This window comes from Nocardia violaceofusca NBRC 14427, assembly GCF_963869435.1.
GTDB lineage: Bacteria > Actinomycetota > Actinomycetes > Mycobacteriales > Mycobacteriaceae > Nocardia > Nocardia aobensis.
The window spans coordinates 98,401-117,792 of the sequence record NZ_CAWMPM010000022.1 but is presented as its reverse complement, the minus strand read 5'-3'; the positions used below and the strand labels follow the sequence as shown (position 1 = coordinate 117,792).

Annotated in this window: 19 protein-coding genes; 9 read left to right on the top strand and 10 right to left on the bottom strand. The window is 68.5% G+C overall.

Annotated elements, in window-relative coordinates; genetic code table 11:
• Positions 1–32 precede the first annotated feature (32 nt).
• From AC5592_RS17915 to AC5592_RS17905, 3 genes are all read left to right on the top strand, one after another.
• Positions 33–2,186 carry a molybdopterin oxidoreductase family protein gene (locus AC5592_RS17915; RefSeq protein ID WP_063064892.1) on the top strand — a complete coding sequence of 718 codons (2,154 nt, stop codon included), beginning with the start codon at positions 33–35 and terminating at the stop codon, positions 2,184–2,186.
• A 112-nt stretch (positions 2,187–2,298) separates the two neighbouring features.
• Positions 2,299–2,514 (top strand): biotin/lipoyl-binding carrier protein, encoded by a 216-nt coding sequence (locus tag AC5592_RS17910; RefSeq protein ID WP_036504493.1) that lies wholly within the window; start codon positions 2,299–2,301, stop codon positions 2,512–2,514.
• A gap of 54 nt (positions 2,515–2,568) precedes the next feature.
• Positions 2,569–4,083: a sensor histidine kinase gene (locus AC5592_RS17905; RefSeq protein ID WP_036504467.1), complete on the top strand. Its 1,515-nt coding sequence runs from the start codon at positions 2,569–2,571 to the stop codon at positions 4,081–4,083.
• Positions 4,084–4,274: 191 nt separating this feature from the next.
• Here AC5592_RS17905 and AC5592_RS17900 read toward each other — a convergent pair whose 3' ends face one another.
• Complete coding sequence (locus AC5592_RS17900) at positions 4,275–4,529, bottom strand: WhiB family transcriptional regulator (RefSeq protein WP_030516005.1); 255 nt, start codon at positions 4,527–4,529, stop codon at positions 4,275–4,277.
• Between the two features lie 234 nt (positions 4,530–4,763).
• A complete protein-coding gene (locus tag AC5592_RS17895) occupies positions 4,764–5,837 on the bottom strand; it encodes a diacylglycerol/lipid kinase family protein (protein WP_036504465.1) in 1,074 nt (357 codons plus the stop codon).
• Between the two features lie 92 nt (positions 5,838–5,929).
• On the opposite strand from AC5592_RS17895, the gene AC5592_RS17890 reads away from it, so the two are divergent.
• The gene (locus AC5592_RS17890) at positions 5,930–6,376 is read left to right on the top strand and encodes a hypothetical protein (protein ID WP_232329411.1); all 447 of its coding nucleotides are present in this window, start codon (positions 5,930–5,932) and stop codon (positions 6,374–6,376) included.
• Here the strand turns inward: AC5592_RS17890 and AC5592_RS17885 are convergent.
• From AC5592_RS17885 to AC5592_RS17855, 7 genes are all read right to left on the bottom strand, one after another.
• Positions 6,358–6,951, bottom strand: a complete 594-nt coding sequence (locus AC5592_RS17885; protein WP_232329410.1) for a GNAT family N-acetyltransferase — start codon at positions 6,949–6,951, stop codon at positions 6,358–6,360. The two genes, AC5592_RS17890 and AC5592_RS17885, sit on opposite strands and share 19 nt — an antisense overlap.
• A gap of 59 nt (positions 6,952–7,010) precedes the next feature.
• Positions 7,011–8,330 carry an RNA polymerase sigma factor gene (locus AC5592_RS17880; RefSeq protein WP_063064890.1) on the bottom strand — a complete coding sequence of 440 codons (1,320 nt, stop codon included), beginning with the start codon at positions 8,328–8,330 and terminating at the stop codon, positions 7,011–7,013.
• A gap of 8 nt (positions 8,331–8,338) precedes the next feature.
• Positions 8,339–8,680: a YciI family protein gene (locus AC5592_RS17875; RefSeq protein ID WP_036504463.1), complete on the bottom strand. Its 342-nt coding sequence runs from the start codon at positions 8,678–8,680 to the stop codon at positions 8,339–8,341.
• Between the two features lie 93 nt (positions 8,681–8,773).
• Entirely contained in the window at positions 8,774–9,253 is a 480-nt protein-coding gene (locus AC5592_RS17870; RefSeq protein WP_063064889.1) for a GNAT family N-acetyltransferase, read from the bottom strand.
• Complete coding sequence (locus AC5592_RS17865) at positions 9,250–9,930, bottom strand: acid phosphatase (RefSeq protein ID WP_232329409.1); 681 nt, start codon at positions 9,928–9,930, stop codon at positions 9,250–9,252. The genes AC5592_RS17870 and AC5592_RS17865 overlap by 4 nt, the downstream gene beginning before the upstream one ends.
• A 56-nt stretch (positions 9,931–9,986) precedes the next feature.
• A complete protein-coding gene (locus tag AC5592_RS17860) occupies positions 9,987–11,204 on the bottom strand; it encodes an Rv3212 family protein (protein ID WP_063064888.1) in 1,218 nt (405 codons plus the stop codon).
• 26 nt (positions 11,205–11,230) lie between these two features.
• The gene (locus AC5592_RS17855; RefSeq protein ID WP_063064887.1) at positions 11,231–12,838 is read right to left on the bottom strand and encodes a DEAD/DEAH box helicase; all 1,608 of its coding nucleotides are present in this window, start codon (positions 12,836–12,838) and stop codon (positions 11,231–11,233) included.
• Between the two features lie 561 nt (positions 12,839–13,399).
• Here AC5592_RS17855 and AC5592_RS17850 point away from each other — a divergent pair.
• The 3 genes from AC5592_RS17850 (at position 13,400) to AC5592_RS17840 (ending at position 15,628) form a co-directional block, all read left to right on the top strand.
• Positions 13,400–14,449, top strand: a complete 1,050-nt coding sequence (locus AC5592_RS17850) for an alpha/beta fold hydrolase (RefSeq protein ID WP_063064886.1) — start codon at positions 13,400–13,402, stop codon at positions 14,447–14,449.
• Positions 14,450–14,578: 129 nt separating this feature from the next.
• On the top strand, positions 14,579–15,277 hold the full coding sequence (locus tag AC5592_RS17845; protein ID WP_036504456.1) for a ferritin-like fold-containing protein: 699 nt from the start codon (positions 14,579–14,581) through the stop codon (positions 15,275–15,277).
• A gap of 123 nt (positions 15,278–15,400) precedes the next feature.
• Entirely contained in the window at positions 15,401–15,628 is a 228-nt protein-coding gene (locus tag AC5592_RS17840; protein ID WP_036504454.1) for a DUF3107 domain-containing protein, read from the top strand.
• A 218-nt stretch (positions 15,629–15,846) separates the two neighbouring features.
• Here the strand turns inward: AC5592_RS17840 and fasR are convergent, their stop codons facing one another.
• Positions 15,847–16,509: an HTH-type transcriptional activator FasR gene (fasR, locus tag AC5592_RS17835; protein ID WP_030515992.1), complete on the bottom strand. Its 663-nt coding sequence runs from the start codon at positions 16,507–16,509 to the stop codon at positions 15,847–15,849.
• 402 nt (positions 16,510–16,911) lie between these two features.
• Here fasR and AC5592_RS17830 point away from each other — a divergent pair, with 402 nt between their 5' ends.
• Both AC5592_RS17830 and moeZ read left to right on the top strand, forming a co-directional pair.
• Positions 16,912–17,916, top strand: a complete 1,005-nt coding sequence (locus AC5592_RS17830; protein WP_232329420.1) for a DUF3152 domain-containing protein — start codon at positions 16,912–16,914, stop codon at positions 17,914–17,916.
• Positions 17,917–18,048: 132 nt separating this feature from the next.
• Positions 18,049–19,248, top strand: a complete 1,200-nt coding sequence (moeZ, locus tag AC5592_RS17825; RefSeq protein ID WP_063064885.1) for an adenylyltransferase/sulfurtransferase MoeZ — start codon at positions 18,049–18,051, stop codon at positions 19,246–19,248.
• The last annotated feature ends 144 nt before the right edge of the window (positions 19,249–19,392 follow it).

Below are 19,392 nucleotides of genomic sequence, written 5' to 3'. Positions count from 1 at the left end.
GCTGCGAGATGCCCCGCGTGAGAGGATGTGCCATGGATACTCGCATTGTTTCTCGACAGTGCACCCTGTGTGAGGCGCACTGCGGAATCCGGGTCACCGTCGAAGGCGACCGCGTCGTCCGGATCGAGGGAAATCCCGACGATGTGCTGTCCGAGGGATATATCTGTCCCAAGGCCACGGCGATGGGAGCGTTGCACCACGACCCGGATCGGCTCCGCACGCCGGTACGCCGCGTCGGCGATCGGTTCGAGCCGATCGGCTGGGACGAAGCCTTCCGCGAGATCGGGCAGCGGCTGCGCCGGATCCGATCCGAGCACGGTCCGAGCGCCATCGGGATGTATCTGGGAAACCCTGCGGCACACAGTTCTTCGGTGTTGTACGGCGTGCTGCTGCGGGTCGCGCTGGCGACCCGCAACTTCTTCTCCGCCTCCTCGATCGATCAGTTACCGCAGGAGTTCGCGGCCTGGCGGATGTTCGGATCCAATGTCCTGATGCCGGTCGCCGATATCGACCGCACCGACCGGCTGGTGATCCTGGGTGCGAATCCGGCGGTGTCGAACGGGTCGGTGACGACCATGCCGAATGCCAAGCAGCGCATCAAGCGGGTGCGTGAGCGCGGCGGCACGGTCGTGGTGATCGATCCGCGCCGCACCGAGACCGCACGACTGGCCGACCAGCACATCGCGGTCGTCCCGGGCGGGGACGTCTATCTGCTGCTGGCCGTGCTCAATGTGCTGATCGACGAGAAGCTGTGCGACGAGCGGGCCGTGCGTGCGCGCTGTTCGGGCTGGGACGAACTGCGCGAGACCGTCGCGCAGTGCACGCCCGAACTGGCGGCCCCGCATGCCGGTGTCGACGCCGAGACCATTCGCGGATTCGCCCGCGACCATGCCGCGGCCCGTTCGGCCGTGCTCTACGCGCGGATCGGCGTATGCCAGCAGGTGACCGGCACACTCACGCACTGGCTGGTGAACACGATCAACGCGGTGACCGGCAATCTGGACCGGGCGGGCGGGCAGATGTTCGCGACCGCGCCGGTCGACGCCGCCCGCTACGGCAAATACCTGCCGATGGGCCACGGCGCGTGGACCGACCGCTCGGGCCGCTACAAATCCTTCCGTTCCGAACTGCCGGTGGCGGCGCTGGCCGACGAGATTCTCACCGAGGGCCGCGGGCAGATCCGGGCGATGGTCACCTATGCCGGCAATCCGGTGCTGTCGACGCCGCAGCGCGGGCGTCTGGACGCGGCGCTGGAATCGCTGGATTTCTTTGTGGCCGTGGACATGTACGTCACCGAGACCACCCGGCACGCCGACATCATCCTGCCGCCGGTGTCCCAGCTCGAGCGTGAGGACGTCAACCTGCTGTTCCCGGTGTTCAGTGTGCGCAACAATCTGCGCTACGACGCCAAGGTGTTCGAGCCGCCGGCCGACGGCCTCGAGGATTGGCAGATCATGGCGCGGCTGGTCACCGAGGTGGTGCCGCTGCCGGCGCGACGGCTCACCGGCAGGATGCTGAACGCGATGTTCGAACGCCTCTCGCCGGTGCGGCTGGCCGCTCTGGGCATCGCGGCCGGTCCGTACGGCGTGCTGCGCCGCGGCCGTGCGGGCCTGACCGTCACCAAGCTGCGCGCCTCAGCGGGCGGCATCGACCTCGGACCGCTGCGCCCGCGCCTGCGCACGCTGATCGGCACCCGCGACCGCAAGGTCCGGTTGGCGCCGGAGGATTTCCGCACCGAGGTGGCGAAACTGCTCGCCGACCTGCCGGCGACGCCGCCCGCCGGAGCCGACGGATTCGATCTGCGCCTGATCGGCCGTCGCCATCTGCGCAGCAACAATTCGTGGCTGCACAACGTCCCGGCCATGGTGAAGGGCCGCGATCGCTGCACCGTCCTCATGCATCCGGCCGACGCCGGTGCGCGCGGGCTGGCCGACGGCGAACCGGTCACCGTCACCTCGCCGAGCGGTTCCATCGTGGTGACCCTGGAAGTCGGCGACGATATCCGCCCGGGCACGGTCGCGATTCCGCACGGCTGGGGCCACCGCGAACCCGGCGTCGGCTGGCGGGTCGCCGCCTCCCTCCCGGGCGCCAACGTCAACCTCCTCCACGACCCGGCACTGGTCGACCCGCTGTCCGGCACGGCCGCGGTCAACAACACCTGGGTCAAGGTGAGCACCACCGCATAACCGGCGCGACAGCGCCTACGGCCCGGTATCTTTCGAGCGATCGAACGCTCTCGGTACGGATGTGGTTGGCTGTACCGTCAGCGGATACGGGCCGATCGACCGGAAGGGTGTCATGGCTGAGGAAGTGCTCGCGGAGATGGTGTCCACCGTCTTCCAGATCGTCGCGCACGAGGGCGCGGCGGTGCGCGAAGGCGACACCCTGGTGCTGCTGGAATCGATGAAGATGGAGATCCCGGTGGTGGCCGAGGCGGACGGCACCGTCGCCTCGATCAATGTGAAACCGGGCGACGTCCTGCAGAAGGGCGATCTGATCGCCGTCATCTCGTAGCTTCCGCCGCGACACGACTTCGGCTCGCGGGCCGGTGCCGTAGCCTTTGTTCCCGTGTCCACTCTTAGTGATCTGCTCGCCGAACACACCGATCTCCCCGGTGCGGCGGTGGATCATCTGCAGCGCGTGGTGGGGGATTGGCAGCTGCTGGCCGACCTGTCGTTCGCCGATCTGCAACTGTGGGTCGGGATCGGTCCGGTGACCGACGGGGCCGACGTGGTCTGCGTCGCCCAATGCCGGCCCACGACCGCCCCGACGGTCCAGCCCGACGATCTGGTCGGATCGCTGGCGTCGCGTCAGGAACATCCGCAGATTTTCCAGGCCCTGAGTTCGGGGGAGATCGTGCGGGTCGAGGGCGACGGCGAATCCACCGGCGTCTACCACCCCACTCCGGGGCGGGTCATCCGCGAGGGTATTCCGGTGCGCTGCGGCACCGACGTCATCGCCGTGCTCGGCCGCGATACCGAAATGGAGCGCTCGAAGGTCCGTGGCAGCCTCGAGCACGCGTATATGAGCTGCGCCGACGATCTGTGTCAGATGATCGCCGACGGGACCTTCCCCACCCTGGAGGACCGCACCGGCTCACATTCCAGCCCGCGCGCCGGGGACGGCTTCATCCGCCTCGACACCGCCGGCCTGGTCGTCTACGCCAGCCCGAACGCGCTGTCGGCGTATCACCGCATGGGCCTGCAGAGCGAGTTGGCCGGACAGGATCTGGCCCAATCGACCCGCTCGCTGATCACCGATCCGTTCGACGCGCAGGAGGTCGTCAGCGACATCCAGGCCGCCCTGGCCGGCAAATCGGGCCGCCGGATGGAGGTCGAGGCCCGCGGCGCGACGGTACTGCTGCGCACGCTGGTGCTGCGCCCGCACGGTGAACTGGCGGGGGCCGCGGTGCTGGTCCGCGACGTCACGGAGGTCAAGCGCCGCGACCGGGCGCTGCTGTCCAAGGACGCCACCATCCGCGAAATCCATCATCGGGTGAAGAACAACCTGCAGACCGTCGCCGCACTGCTGCGCCTGCAGGCCCGCCGCACCGAGAACGAAGAGGCCCGGGTGGCGCTCACCGAGTCGGTGCGCCGCGTCACCTCCATCGCCTCCGTGCACGAAATGCTGTCGATGTCGGTGGACGAGGAGGTCGACCTCGACGAGGTGGTCGATCGCCTGCTGCCGATCATGGCCGATGTGGCGACCGTGCACACCGCGCGCATCAAGGTCCGCCGCGACGGTTCGCTGGGAGTTTTCTCGGCCGAACGCGCGACCCCGTTGGTGATGGTGCTGACCGAATTGGTGCAGAACGCCATCGAGCATGCCTTCGATGCGGGCGAAAACGGCACTGTCACAATACGTTCCGAGCGGTCGGCGCGGTGGCTGGATGTCATCATCAGCGACGACGGACGCGGGTTGCCGGAGGGATTCAGCCTCGAGGGTTCCGATCGGCTGGGATTGCAGATCGTGCGCACTCTGGTGACGGCGGAACTCGGCGGCTCGATCGGTTTGCATCCCGGCGCCGATATCGGCACCGACGCCGTGCTGCGGGTGCCGCTGGGTCGCCGCAACGCGCGCTGAAACAGCGCCTCGCGCACATGCGAGTCGCGGAAATCGGATAAGTCCGAATCGCCGTCGAACGGTTATGTGAAATAGAGCGGGAAAACAATCCGGCAACAAAAACAGTGAAGCCCGGCACCTTTCCGGTGCCGGGCCGAAATGCGTTACCGGTCGGGCTGTGCGGTTACTACGGGCCGGTAACGCCGCGCGTCTCAGACGACGCTGCGAGTGCGGGTGCGGGCGTTGCGCCGCTTCAGCGCCCGGCGTTCGTCTTCGCTCATACCACCCCACACGCCGGCATCCTGTCCGGAGGACAGGGCCCAGGACAGGCAGTCGGCGGTCACGGGGCAGCGGGCGCAGACCAGCTTGGCATCGGCAATCTGCGCGAGCGCCGGACCACTGTTACCCACCGGGAAGAACAGCTCGGGGTCCTCGTCGCGACAGATGGCCTTGTGGCGCCAGTCCATTCCTCTGCTCCTTTGCATGGGCGCCGTAAGGCGCCGCTGGTTTGTGGTCCGTTCACTTGTGCGTCTCGAATGTTTCCGCACGGTTGCTTGTGAATGCTTTCACGAACACCGTAGATGTCAATAGCCTTCGGGTGCACCGTGGGGAAGCTCACGCTCTAAAGCCCTGAAAAGCCGGGCCTGCGGAGTCCTTTGTACTCGCTTGTGCTGGTTTCCGCAGCGCAACTGCGAGGTTTCTCAGTTGTGTCGGGCGGAATCCGGCTCGGGAGCGACCACTTCGAGCACTTCCGGCACCGAGGTGAAATCCACCACGTTGCGGCGGCCGATGAAGTCGCCATCGATTTGCAAGCCGACCTCGTCGTCGGCCTCGATTCGCACCGAAGCTACATCGTCGACGCGAAACAAATTGCGGGCCTTCGGATCTCCATCGGACGCCAGGAGTTGCCTGGCGACCGACAGTGTCGGCAATACCCCCATGGTCCGCATCGCAAACACACCGAGCCCGCGTTCGAACGTCGTCCCCGGATTGGTGCGCACCGGAGTGCTGTCCAGATAAGTCCACGGACTGGTGTTCGTCACGAAGGCGTAATGCACGCCCGGCACCGGATCGTGGCCGGGCACACGCACGGTGATCGCGGGCTCGCGCCGCTTGGCCCGGAAGAATTGCCGGACCGTGGTGCGCAGATACCGGGCCGGTGTCGCGGCATGACCCGCTGCGCGGCTGCGATCGATCGCCTCGCACACGTCGGCGTCCAACCCGACGCCCGCGCTGAACGCGCACCAGCGACCGTCGGCGACCATCAGGCCGATCCGGCGATCGCCGGCATGGGCGTCGCCGCCGTCGAGCGAGAGCAGGTCGATGAGCTGATTGGTCGCGGCCACCGGATCCGCTTCGATACCCAGCGAACGCGCGAACACGTTCGCCGAACCGCCCGGGATCACGCCCAACCGCGGGATCCAGGTGCCCGCTCGTCGCGCGGCGGCCGATTCCACGGCGCCGGCGGGGGCCGATGCGGACGCGCCCGATTGCGGCCGTGCCGATGTGCCCGGTTCCGGCGGGGCCGATGTGCCCGGTTCCGGCAGCGGGAGGAATCCGTTGACGGTCTCGTTGACCGTGCCGTCGCCGCCGTGCACCACGATCAGGTCCATCTCGGCATCGGTGGCCCACTGCGCCAATTCGGCGGCGTGACCACGATGCTGGGTATGCGCCACGATGAGCTGGGTGCGGCTCTCCAGCGCGTGGGCGAGCAGATCCCGCGTGGCCGGAGTGGTCGAGGTGGCATTCGGATTCACGATCAACAGCGTCCGCACCCTGAGCAGCCTACTGAGCGATCGCCGCCGAATCCCGCCGCGGAGGTGACCACGCGTGCGAGGCCCGGTTCGCGCGGTTCTACGCTGGGCGAGTGGCGAAGCAGAACGCGGACAATGAGAGCACCGGCGGCACCACCGGCGGCGCGGCCGACCCGACTCCGGGCACCGTGCGCGGCGCGGGTGCGCTGGCCACGCTCGAGGGCCTGATCGGGGTGATCATCGCGATCGTGCTCCTGGTGCAGGGCATCACCTCGGCCGACACCTCCGCGAAATCGGCCTACGGCACCGCCGCCTGGTTCGTCATCCTGGCCGGCGCGGTGCTGGCCGCCGGTATCGGCCTGCTGCGCGGAAAGCGCTGGGGCCGGGCCATCGTGGTGATCGCGCAGGTCCTGCTGCTGCCCGCCGCGTGGTACATGCTCAGCTCGCATCGGTTCGAACTGGGCATTCCGGTCGGGCTGCTCGCTCTCGTCACCCTCGGCCTGATCTTCTCGCCGCCGTCGGTGCGCTGGATGGCCCAGGCCTACGACGTCGCGGACTGACGCCACATCGGCCACAGCAGCGGTCCGCCGCCGGTGACGTCGAGTTCGCCGCGCAGATCGAAGCCGTAGCGCTCGTAATAGGCGATATTGGCGAATTTGCTGGATTCCAGATACGCGGGCGCGCCGGTTTCGTCACAGTGCGCCAGCCGCGGCGCCAGCAGGGCGTGCCCGTACCCCTTGCCGCGGACCGCCGGATCGGTGCCGACGATGGCGAGATACCAGTGCGGTTCGTGCGGATGCGCCTTGCTCATCCGATCCGACATCCGCCCGGCGGCGAGCAGCCGCAGCCGGAACGCCCGCGCCAGCGCGGGCAGCATCCGCAGCTGATCGGCGTCCGAGGAATTCCACTGCCCGGGCGGCGACCACACCGCGCCCCCGACGATCCGGCCCGACGGATCGAAGGCCGCGTCCACCGCCCCGTGCCGCAGGTACAGATGCCGGATCAGCACGCCGAACATGGTCGCCGCGCGGGCGGGCCGGGAGCGTCCGGCGGGTATGCACCACCGCATGATCGGATCGTCGTCGAACGCCAGACCCAGCACGCGGGCCAGCTCGGGCACTTCCGATTCCGTCACGGGACGAACGGTCACATCCATCGGTCCACCCTATGCCCGCGACCGCGCGAAACGGCGCCTCAGCGGCCGTTGTGGCGGCCGGACGCGCGTCGGTCGAGCTCGGCCAGGCGGCGGTCGAGAAAGTCGCGCTCGGCGGCGTTCTCGGTCAGCAGCAGGGCCTCGGAGTAGGCGAGCCGGGCCTCGTCGAACCGCCCGAGTTCGGTGAGGAAGTGGGCGCGCGCGGCGGGCAGGTAGCTGTACCCGGCCAGCTGCGGTTCGGCGGCCAGGGTGTCGAGTGCGGCGTACCCGGCGGCCGGATCGCCCGCCATCCCGATCGCGACGGCTCGATTGAGCGCCACCACCGGCGACGGCCAGATCCGGATCAGCACGTCGTAGAGTCCGCGGATCTCCTGCCAGTCGGTGGCGGCGTAGCTGGGTGCCTCGGCGTGCACGGCGGCGATCGCGGCCTGCAGCGCGTAGCGGCCCGGCCGCCGTTCCAGCGCGAAGCGCACCAGCGCGATGCCCTGGGTGATCTCCTCCCGATCCCAGCGCGCGCGGTCCTGATCGGCCAGCGCGACCATGGCGCCGCCGGGCGTCACCCGCGCCGCACGGCGGGCGTCGGTGAGCAGCAGCAGCGCGAGCAGGCCCGCGATCTCCGGGTCCCCGGGCAGCAGACCGTGCAGCATCCGCGCCAGATCGAGGGCGCGTTCGGTCAGATCGCGGCGGATGAGGTCGTCGCCCGACGGTGCGGTGTGCCCGGTGGTGAACAGCAGATGCACGACCGCCAACACGGCCTCGATGCGCTCGGGCAGTTCGGCCGGTCCCGGTACTCGGTAGGGAATCCGGGCCGCGGCGATCTTCTTCTTGGCGCGGGTGATCCGCGCGGCCATCGTCGGCTCGGCCACCAGGAAGGCGCGCGCCACCTCGGCGGTGGTGAGCCCGCAGACCAGACGCAGGGTGAGCGCGACCTGGGTCTGCGGTGCCAGCGCCGGATGGCAGCAGGTGCAGATCAGTCGCAGGCGGTCGTCGGGGAACTGCGGATCGTACGGATCGACGGCATCGAAATCGGTTGTCCCGGTGGTTTTTTCGTCCGCGATCAGCAACGGCAACGCACGCCGCGCGGTGGACTGCCGGCGCAGCAGATCCAGTGCGCGATTGCGCGCCACCGTGGTCAGCCAGGCCGCGGGCCGGGACGGAATCCCGTCCGCGGCCCATCGCACCAGCGCCTGCGCGTACGCGTCCTGCACGCATTCCTCGGCGAGCTCGAGGTCGTGGGTCACCCGCACGGTCGCCGCCAGTACGAACGCCCACTCCCGGCGATGCGCGTCGGCCACCGCCGCGGCGACCCGGTCGGTGGAGCGGTCGGTGCGGGCGGGGCCGGGGGAGCGGTCGTCGAGCACGGTGCGGCTCAGCTCAATTCGAGGACCGGGCGCACTTCCACGCCCCCGGAGCTCATCGGCACGCGGCGGGCGATGGCGATCGCGGCGTCGAGGTCCTCGGCCTCGATCAGGTAGTAGCCGCCGAGCTGCTCCTTGGTCTCGGCGAACGGGCCGTCGGTGATCACGAAGTCACCGGCGCCGTCCGGCCGCACACTGGTGGCGGTGTGACTGTGGTGCAAGGCGTTTCCGCCGCGCAGCGCCGCCGCGTGGGCCTCGCCGAACTGCCGGTGACTGTCGAGCATCGCGCTGCCGGACTCCGGTTCGGCCACGGCACGCTCGTCCTGGTAGATGAGGATCAGATATTGCGACATGGTTTCGTCCTCCGAGTGGGTGGCCCGCCTTTCGAGCCATTCAACTCTTCGACGCGCACCCCGCCGCGGAATCGACACCGGCGCGCGGAATTCTCAGAATTCTCCGGAATCGGCGAGCCGCGCCAGCGCGTCACCCGCGAGCCGGAACCCGGTCCACTCGTCCTGGGCCACCGCGCCCAGCCCGCGGTAGAACTCGATCGAGGGCGTATTCCAGTCCAGCACCGACCAATCCACCCGGGTGTACCCGTTGGCCACGGCCGCGCGGGCCAGTTCGGCGAGCAGCGCCGTGCCCAGGCCGCGGCCGCGCGCATCCGGCCGGACGTACAGATCCTCCAGGTAGATGCCGTGCTTACCGGTCCAGGTCGAATAGTTCAGAAACCAGATCGCGCATCCGGCGACCCGCCCATCGACGGTCGCGACATGGGCGAACAGCGCCGGCGCCGGACCGAACAGGGCGGAGTGCAGGTCGGCGGCCGTCAAGGCACACTGTTCGCGCGCCTTCTCGTAGTCGGCGAGGTCGTAGACGAGGTCGACGAGGGCGGGCACATCCTCGGGCGTGGCGCGGCGAATCATCGGCTCGCCTCGGTGTCGGATTCTCGGCTCGCCTCGGTATCGGATTCTCGGCTCGCCTTGGTGTCGGATTCTCGGCTCGCCTCGGGCGGCACGATGTTGTGCGCCAGAATCGTCGCGGCCTGGTGATCGTGGCCCAGCACGCTGATCGCGGCGGTCGACAGGAAGAATCGCCGTCCCTCCCGGGCCGCGAACCCCGCCCAGCGCGCGATCAGCACCCGGGAGAAATGCCCGTGCCCGACCAGCACCACATCGCGCATCCGCAGCGCGGGCGCGACCGATTCCAGCACCCGGTCGGCCCGCGCGCCGACCGCATCGGCGGATTCACCGCCCGGGACGTCGCCGGTGAAGACCGTCCAGCCGGGCGCGGTTTCGCGGATCTGCGGGGTGGTCAGGCCCTCGTAGTCGCCGTAATCCCATTCGACCAGGTCGTCGTCGATTCGCGGATCGGGCAGCCCGGCCAGTTCGGCGCTGCGCACGGCGCGCTGCTTCGGGCTGGTCAGTACCAGCGGATCGCTCAGGCCGAGTCCCGCCACGACCTTCCCGGCGGCCCGGGCCTGTGCTTCGCCGCGTTCGGTGAGCGCGATATCGGTGCGCCCGGTGTGTTTGCGCGCCGCCGACCACGCGGTCTCGCCGTGCCGCAGCAGCACCAGCCGATAGTCCCTGTCCGATGCACTCATGATTTCGATCATGCCGCACCGTGCGAGCGGCCGGGCGGACGGATCGAGGCGTGGGCTCAGCTGGTTCCGTAGAGCCGGCCGCCCCGCAACTCCAGCACCACCGGACCGCTCACGGCCAGCGAAATCGGCTCCCCGTGATAGTCGCTGCGCCGCAACGGGATCCGCTTCTGCTGGGCGCCGCTGCCCGGATCGAGCGCCGCGATACCGTCGGCGATCGGCACCAGGACGTTGCCCGCCATCATCGCCGGTGCGCCCAGGGCGTCCGGTGCGGTCCACAGCGGCTCGAAGGTGCTCGCGCTCAAAGCGATCACGCTGTTGCCGGTGAACACGAAATACGCCGAGCCGAGCCGGGTGACCGTGCTGTTGTCGGCGATCGGCGCGGAAAGACGATGCACCGCAAGCGAATTCGCGTTGGCGTCGTAGATCGCGAATTCCGGTGGGGCAACATCGGTTCCGGGAAGATACAGCGCGATCCGATTGTCCGCGACCGCCACGACGCGGGCGTTGCCGGCCGCTGCTCCGGGTTCGGTCAAGACGTGCGAACCGTACTCCTCCGGGGCGGAGGCGTCCTTGGGTGCCGGATTCAGCACCGTCAGCCGGTCCGCGGCGTCGTCGGGGCAGCGTTCGAGCACGGCCAGGCGGCTGCCGCCCGAGGCCGCCGACAGCAGCGTGCAGTCGCGCCGGGGCTGGGTGTGCGGGTTCACCTGCGCGTCGACGTAGCCGTATTCGAGCGTGCGGACCAGATCCGACCGCCACACCTCCAGCCGGCGCGGTCCCTGGGCCAGCACGTAGGTGCCGTCGGTCGACAGCCGGACCTGCGAGTCCATATAGCTGCTGCGCGCGGTGCGCCGCCGCCCGTCCTCCGCGCCGAGCATCGTGGTCTGGCTGCAACCGCGCGGATCGCGATAGGTGGCGATCACCGTGGCGAATTGGCTCTCCAGCGCGCACAGCGGCAGATCGCGCTGATATTTCCAGAGCTCGCGCCCGGTGGCGGCGTCGAGGCCGCGGACGGTGCCGCCGTCACCGGTGACGGCGACGCCGCTCGAGGTCAGCGCCCGCGCGGCGACGCCGTCCGGGGCGTGCCACCGCTCGGTGAGGGCGTCCGGCAGCCGATCGGCCGTCGGCGCCACCGAAGCCGGATGTGCCGCGGGATCGGATTCGGTGCCGCGGGCGTCGCTCGTCGACCACACGACAACCGCCGCGATCGCCACGACAACGGCGATCGCGACTGCGGCATAGAGGTCGGCGCGCGTCCGCCGCTCGGGTGCGAGCACGTCAGCGAGACTAACCGATCCGGCGACTAGGCCGATGCGGCAGTCTGATCCCCACCCGTTGCCGTACCACCGGACTCGGCTGCCGAGGCATCACCGCCGGTAGTCTCGCCCTCCGCGGCGGGCTTACGACGCCGACGGCGACGACGCCGTGCCGGCTTGTCGCCCTCGGCCGCGTCGCTCGCGGGCTGTTCGGCCGAAACCGATTGCCCCGCAGCACTTTCCGCGGTGTCCGTCGCCGACTCTGCCGACTCGGCCGTGGTGCCCTCGGCCGCGTCGACCGCCTTGCCGCCGCGGGTGCGGCGCCGGTTGCGCTTGCGCGGCTGGCGTGCCTCCCGCTCTTCCACGACCGCATCCGGTTCGCGCGCGGGGGCGCGCCGCACGGTGCCGGTCGCGTTCTCCGGAATGCCGAGATCGCTGCGCAGGTGCTCGGAGCGCGAGTAGGTTTCCACCGGCTCGGGAATGCCCAGGCCCAGCGCGGAATTGATGCTCTCCCAGCGATGCAGCTCGTCCCAGTCGACCAGCGTGACCGCGACACCCGTGCGCCCGGCCCGGCCGGTGCGGCCGATGCGGTGCACGTAGGTCTTCTCGTCCTCCGGGCACTGATAGTTCACGACGTGGGTGACGTCGTCGATATCGATACCGCGGGCGGCGACATCGGTCGCGACCAGCACGTCGATCTTGCCCTTGCGGAATTTGTCCAGCGCCTTCTCGCGCGCGATCTGGCCCAGATCGCCGTGTACCGCGCCGACGGCGAAACCGCGGTCGGCCAGATCGTCGGCCACCTTCTGGGCGGTGCGCTTGGTGCGGGTGAAGATCATGGTCGCGCCGCGCCCCTCGGCCTGCAGGATCCGCGCGACCAATTCGCTCTTGTCCAGCGCGTGCGCGCGGTAGACGAATTGCGCGGTGCGATCGTGCACCGCGGAATCGGAGGGTTCCTCGGCCCGGATATGGGTGGGCTTGTGCAGGAATGTGCGGGCCAGCGTGATGATCGGTCCCGGCATGGTCGCCGAGAACAGCATCGTCTGACGCTGTTCGGGAACCATCGACAGAATGCGCTCGATATCGGGCAGGAAGCCGAGGTCGAGCATTTCGTCGGCCTCGTCGAGCACGAGGACGCCGACCTTGCCGAGAATCAGATGCTGCTGCTCGGCCAGATCCAGCAGGCGGCCGGGGGTGCCGACGACCACGTCGACGCCCTCGCGCAGCGCGGCGATCTGCGCGTCGTAGGGACGGCCGCCGTAGATCGAGGTGACGCGCAGGCGTCCCTGCTGATTGCTCAGATATTTACCGGCATTCTCCAGATCCTGGGTGACCTGGACACACAGTTCCCGCGTCGGCACGATGACCAGTGCGCGGGGGGTGCCGTCCAATGCCGTGGTGCCGGAATTCGCGGTGGAAATTCGGTGCAGCAGCGGTACGCCGAATCCGAAGGTCTTGCCCATACCGGTGCGGGCCTGGCCGATCAGATCGTCGCCGGCCAGCGCGAGAGGGAGAGTCAGCTCCTGGATGGCGAAAGTGTGTTCGATTCCGATCTCGCCGAGAGCGCGCACGATTTCGGGGTGAACGCCCAATTCGGCGAATGTCGGAGTGGTGTGGGTGGAGTCGAGTTCCGCTGTCAGCAGCGTGTCCGCCAACCCGGGTTCTTGTTCGACGGTGATCTTGCTCAGGATTCGTGCCTTCCTCGTGTTTGTCGCATCCAGCGCGCACGAGGGTGGATTGGGACCGGATTTCCGGCCACCACATTTCCGGCGGGTTCCACCTGCACTCTCGCCACCCGGATCGCTGTCCGAGCGCGGCGCAAAGGGGTCGCGGATCTGGTGCGCGCACATTTTCGGCGGGCCCCGGTTACCCCTTGTCGCACTGCCTCGACCACCGGTCCCGATTAGCCGGCCGGGATATGGCGGTGCGAGCGAAAATTTCCGTTGCCCATAGAGATTGTAGCGTGATAGCTTTCTTCGCCTCGCTCCCGCTGTCGCCGTCCGCTGCTCGGTCTCCGGTCCGTATGCGGCACACGGCAATTCATCGTGACCCGCGAAATTGCGCGGTCGGCCGGAACGGTGATTTCGCGCAAGCGTGCGGGCGCGTGGCGCGAGGTCGATATGTCGGCTTTCGCTCGCCGGGTCCGCGAGAGGTCCGGCGCGGCGTGGTCCAGCCCACATATGTGAGACGGTGTGTCACACGATAAATTGGTCGCTGTGAGCTTGGCAGAGACCGTGGGCGTCGCGGCCCGCAACGCATGGGCGCTGACCTTCGGCGACGGCATCGAAGCGCCCGTCCCCACTCCCTCGACAGTGCTCTGGGACGAACCGCACCGGCTGCTGCGCCGCTTCGACGTCGATCCCGCCGGACCGCCGCCCGCCGACGACACGGCAGTGCTGATGGTGCCGCCGCTGGCGGCCCCGGCGGTGTGCTTCGATCTGCGCCCGGACCAGAGTATGGCCCGCTTCCTGCTGGAGATCGGCCGCCGCCCCTACCTCGTCGACTACGGCGAGATCGGCTTCGCCGACCGCCGCATGGGATTCGAGGACTGGGTCGACGACATCCTGCCCGAGGCGGTGCGGCGCGTCTCGGCCGATCGCGACGGAGCTCCGGTCGATCTGGTCGGCTGGTCCCTCGGCGGCGTGCTGTCACTGCTCACCGCCGCGGCCGACGCGACCCTGCCGATTCGCTCCGTCACCGCGGTCGGCGCACCGCTGGACTACAACCGCGTCAACGGTGTTCCGCAGGTCCGCGCGCTGGCCCGGATCGACGGCGGGCGCACCGTCTCGACGCTGATCCGCGCGACCGGTGGCGTCCCGGCGCCGCTGACCCGCATCGCCTACCGGGCCGCGGCCTGGGACCGGGAATTGCGCCGTCCGCTGTTTCTGGCGAGCAATCTGACCGATTCCGCGACGCTGGCCCGGATGGAGACCATCGACCGGTTCCAGTCGCAGCTGCCCGGCTATCCCGGCCGCTTCTACAACCAGCTGTGGAGCCGGTTCATGCTGGCCAACGACATCGGTGCGGGTGTGGTGCACGTCGGCGCCCGGCCGATCGCGCTGGCGGAGATCACCGCGCCGGTCCTGCTCGTGGGCGGGACCGACGACGTCATCACACCCGCTGCGGCGGTGGCGCACGGGCAGCGGACGCTGACCGGCGCCCGCGAGGTGCGGTACGAGACCTCACCCGGCAGTCATCTGGGCATCCTGATCGCTCGCGACACCACCTGGAGCTACCTGGAGAAATTCCTGGGCGACCAGGCATGACCCGGCCGTGGCGGGGAAGCAGTTATTCGTCGGCTCGGACATCCCGGTGTGAAGCGCGGCTCGTGGGGGAACTCCTTTCGGCGTCGCGCCGCCGCCCCCTCCGGGCGTCGACCTATTAGGGTGGTGGCCATGGGTGCAAACACGTCTGGCGCGCTGGGTGTTTCGACCGAATCCGATCATCGAATCCCCGCCGACCATCTCGGTGTCACCGACCTGTTCGCGGTGCTCGCCTACGGTGAGATCTCCGCGTTCTACCGCTTGGCGGAAGAGGCGAAACTATCGCCCACGCTGCGGGGCAAGGTCGCGGTGGCGAAGATGGCGGCCGCCGAGATGGAGCATTTCGCCACGCTCGAGCGCGCGTTGCAGGGCCGCGGCGTCGACGTCTTCGACGCGATGGCGCCGTTCGTTCGGGCCCTGGACGACTACCACGCCTCGACCGATCCCTCGAACTGGCTCGAGTCGATGGTGAAGTTCTACGTCGGCGACGGTATCGCCGCCGACTTCTACGCGGTGCTCGCCGATGCGCTGGCGCCGGAGGTGGCCGCGGTCGTGCGCGACGTGCTGGCCGAAACCCACCATTCGGAATTCGTCATCGAGGAGGTGCGCCGGGCGGTCACCGTCAGCCGCTCCGAGCGCGACCGGCTCACGCTGTGGGGCCGCCGGCTGCTCGGCGAGGCCATCACCCAGGCGCAGTACGTCATGGCGCAGCGCGACGAGCTGACCGAACTGGTCCTCACCGCGACCGGCGACCTCAACGGGGTGGCGGCGCTGTTCGAGCGGATGCAGAACTCGCATGCCGAGCGGATGCGAGTGCTGAGCCTGGGATGAGCCGCCCGCGACGGCCGCCGGACCGGCGGCTGTTCGCTGACAGCACAGGCAGGCGCATCGTCGCCGGCCCCCTCGCTGCACTAGCCTGGGCAGCGACACCATCTGGACTCTAGGAGGTTGGCCGTGGAGGTCAAGATCGGCATTTCGGATAGCCCGCGGGAACTGGTGATCGCCAGCTCGCAGACCCCCGAGGAGGTCGAGGCGCTGGTATCCGGCGCGCTGAGCGGTTCGGGTGGTGTGCTGACCCTCGAGGACGAGAAGGGTCGCAAGTACCTGATCCAGGCCTCGAAGGTGGCCTACGTCGAAATCGGCACCTCCACCAGCGGCCGCGTGGGTTTCGCCGCGGTGTAGAAGGCGCCCGCGGTCGAAGTAGCTGCGGGCATGATGAACGAAAGGCCCCGGCCTGCTGTCGAAGCAAGCCGGGGCCGAAACGTCTGCCTGATCTCCGGAGAACAATGGGTAACTCGCCGGGCACGCCCAGAAGGCGCATGCGCTCTCAACGCAGGACCGGGCAGAAACCTATGCGGCCCTCACTTGTACGCAAGGTACGCGGAGAGGCGGGGGAGCGCTCAGCGCTGGGAGAGCGGCACGCGGGACAGGCCACCCCAGCAGAGCTGGACGGTGGTGTCGACGGCCTCTTCCTTCGGGATCGGCCGGTCCGCCTCGAGCCAGTAGCGCGCGGTGATCTGGCTGGCGCCCACGAGTCCCACGGCCAGGATGCGGGCGCGGTAGGGGTCCAGTCCGGAATCGTGGGCGACGAGGTCGAAGACGGCGTCCACACAGGCTTCGGTGGCCTGTTCGACGCGCCGCTGCACCTGCGGCTCGCTGGTCAGGTCGGATTCGAAAACCAGTCGGAAACCCTGGGTTTCGTGGTCGACGAAGTCGAAGTACGCCGCGACGGCGGCACGGACGCGCTGCCGGTTGTCGGTGGTCGACCGCAGCGCCTGGCGCACGCTCGACACCAGGGCGTCGATATAGTTCTGCAGGACCGCCAGATACAGTTCGAGCTTGCTCGAAAAGTGCTGGTACAGAACGGGTTTGGAGACGCCGGCGCATTGCGAGATCTCGTCCATGCCGGCGGCGTGGTAGCCGCGGAGCACGAAAACCTCGCTGGCCGCGGCGAGCAACTGGGCACGGCGCGCCTCCCGGGGTAGGCGGGTTCCGCGCTTGCTCGGTGCCATGGCCTCGGACGACAGTCGCGAGGACGTCATCCGGTCCACGAGGTCAGTCATTTCGGTTCTCCCAGTCGATTCCCGGCGGGAACGTGGATGTGCACGGTATTCAACGAACGATACTCGTTCGTGATGCAGCCCGCTGCGGGTCGGGTGCACTGGCTGGGAAGCCGATCCCGTTCCTGCCGTTGTGGTATTCGAATAACCTTCCACACCTATTGGCAACCTGTCAGTAACTGGGTGCCGTGAGAAATCTCGCACAGTCGTGAGATTTCTCGCAACCCCGGCCGGTCAACGGCAGGTATGTAGGTGCCACAGAACGGCCTGTGAGAATCTGTTGGGGTGAGCGATCAACGGGGCAGACCGACCGGCGGGCCCGATTCGCCTCGCCCCGCAGGCGTGCTGGCCGCGCGCGCGGAATCGGTCGGCGCCGGCCGGCGTGACCGGCAGCAACCTACGGAAATCCCCGAATTCTATGATCCGCTCGGCCTGTATTCCGGCAACGGCCACGGCGATCGTTCCCATCAGCCGCTGCGCGCGAAATGGGATCCGACCGGTGCCCACGATGCGGCGAATAGACCACGGCCGGAACGGGATACGAAGAAGCAGAGCGCGCTGGGCCGGTTCGTCTCCACCTACGGCTGGCGCGCCTACGCACTGCCGGTGCTGGTGATCATCACCGTGCTGGTCGTCGTGGACGCCGTCAAGGGGGGTACCGACAGCTCCGGCGGTTCCACTCCCGCGCTGGGCCGGCTCAGCCAGCACACCAGCAAGGCCGGCATCATCGGCGCACCGCCCAAGGGCGACGGTAAGTTCGCCGGTGATCCGCCGTCCGGCGCACTCCCCGCGGGCGGGGCGTTCACGGAGACCGCTGCGGGCACCTGGCATATCGTTCCCGGGACGTCGGCGCAGGCCGGGGCCGGTCAGGAGCATCAGTTCACCTACACCGTCGAGGTCGAGAACGGTGTCGACACCACCTCGCTCGGTGGGGACGATTCGGTCGCCAAGATGGTGGAGGCGACCCTGGCCAATCCCAAGAGCTGGACCCACGACCCGCGCTTCGGATTCCGCCGCATCGACACCGGCGAACCGGATTTCCGGGTCTCGCTGACCTCCCGGCAGACCACCAAATCGGCCTGCGGTTTCGAGATTCCGATCGATTCCTCCTGCTACAACTCCGATCTCGGCCGCGTGGTGCTCTCGGAGGTGCGCTGGGTGCGCGGCGCCACCGCCTTCGAGGGCGATATCGGCTCCTATCGCCAGTACCAGATCAATCACGAGGTCGGCCACGCCATCGGCTACCACGAACACCAGCCGTGCGAGATCGACGGCGGTTTGGCGCCGGTGATGATGCAGCAGACCTTCGGCACCCGTAACAACGACATCGCGACCCTGGACCCGCAGGGCGTGGTGCCGATGGACGGGAAGAAATGCCGTTTCAACCCCTGGCCGTATCCGCGGGGCTGATTTCGGCCGGTACCGCTCACCCACCCGCGCCCGACGGTGACGGATGCGGCACGATGGTGGGGAAGAACGGCCTGATTCGCCGCGTTGCACACATCAGCCCTATCGGCGAATTCGATTCGAGGAGTCTGCGACGTGTCATCACCACAGTCCCTGCCGCCACTGGTCGAACCGGCCGCGGAGCTGACCAGGGATGAGGTCGCCCGCTACAGCCGGCATCTGATCATTCCCGACGTCGGGATGGACGGGCAGAAACGTCTGAAGAATGCCAAGGTGCTGGTGATCGGCGCCGGTGGTCTCGGCTCGCCGGCGCTGCTGTATCTGGCCGCCGCCGGTGTCGGCACGCTCGGCATCGTGGAGTTCGACGAGGTGGACGCCTCGAATCTGCAACGGCAGATCATTCACGGCGAGTCCGATATCGGCCGCAGCAAGGCCGACAGTGCGCGCGATTCGATTCTGGAGATCAATTCCGGCGTCGAGGTGGTGCTGCACAAGCTCCGCCTGGAGCCGGAGAACGCGGTCGATCTGTTCGCGCAGTACGACCTGATCGTCGACGGCACCGACAACTTCGCCACCCGCTACCTGGTCAACGACGCCGCCGTGCTGGCCGGCAAGCCCTATGTGTGGGGGTCGATCTACCGGTTCGAGGGCCAGGTCTCGGTGTTCTGGGAGAACGCCCCCGACGGTCCGAACGGTGAGAAGCGCGGCATCAACTACCGCGACCTGTACCCCGAGGCGCCGCCGCCGGGCATGGTCCCGTCCTGCGCCGAGGGTGGTGTGCTGGGTGTGCTGTGCGCGTCGATCGGTTCGATCATGGTCACCGAGGCGATCAAGCTGATCACCGGCATCGGGGAGACCCTGCTCGGCCGGCTGATGGTCTACGACGCACTGGACATGAACTACCGCACCATCAAGCTGCGCCGCGATCCGGAGCGTCAGCCCATCACCGAGCTCATCGACTACGAGGCGTTCTGCGGCGTGGTCTCCGAGGAGGGCCAGGCCGCCGCGGTCGGCTCCACGGTGACCGCCCGCGAACTCAAGGACATGCTCGACGCGGGCAAGGACGTCGCCATCATCGACGTCCGCGAACCGGTGGAATGGGACATCGTCCGCATCGACGGCGCGACCCTGATCCCCAAGGACCGCATCCTGTCCGGCGAGGCTCTCGCCGAACTCCCGCAGAACACCCCGATCGTCCTGCACTGCAAGACCGGCATCCGCTCCGCGGAGGCACTGGCGGCCCTCAAGCGCGCCGGATTCTCCGACGCCACCCACCTCCAGGGCGGAATCGTCGCCTGGGCCAACCAGGTAGACCCGAGCCTGCCTGTCTACTGACACAAAACTCCGTCGATGCTGTCCCGTAGCTCCGCTACGGGACAGAGCCCACCGATTTCGCGAGAACATGGGTAACTCGCCGGGTACGCCCAGCACTGTCCGCGCTCCCAGCGCAGGACCGGGCAGAGACTGACGCGGCACTCA

Bases quoted from the DNA above. Each gene is read 5' to 3' on its own strand.
- AC5592_RS17875 (WP_036504463.1), bottom strand. From the start codon at position 8,680: ATGTCGCAATATCTGATCCTCATCTACCAGGACGAGCGTGCCGTGGCC.
- AC5592_RS17900 (WP_030516005.1), bottom strand. From the start codon at position 4,529: ATGGACTGGCGCCACAAGGCCATCTGTCGCGACGAGGACCCCGAGCTG.
- AC5592_RS17870 (WP_063064889.1), bottom strand. From the start codon at position 9,253: ATGATTCGCCGCGCCACGCCCGAGGATGTGCCCGCCCTCGTCGACCTC.
- AC5592_RS17915 (WP_063064892.1), top strand. From the start codon at position 33: ATGGATACTCGCATTGTTTCTCGACAGTGCACCCTGTGTGAGGCGCAC.
- AC5592_RS17865 (WP_232329409.1), bottom strand. From the start codon at position 9,930: ATGAGTGCATCGGACAGGGACTATCGGCTGGTGCTGCTGCGGCACGGC.
- AC5592_RS17845 (WP_036504456.1), top strand. From the start codon at position 14,579: ATGGGTGCAAACACGTCTGGCGCGCTGGGTGTTTCGACCGAATCCGAT.
- AC5592_RS17910 (WP_036504493.1), top strand. From the start codon at position 2,299: ATGGCTGAGGAAGTGCTCGCGGAGATGGTGTCCACCGTCTTCCAGATC.
- fasR (WP_030515992.1), bottom strand. From the start codon at position 16,509: ATGACTGACCTCGTGGACCGGATGACGTCCTCGCGACTGTCGTCCGAG.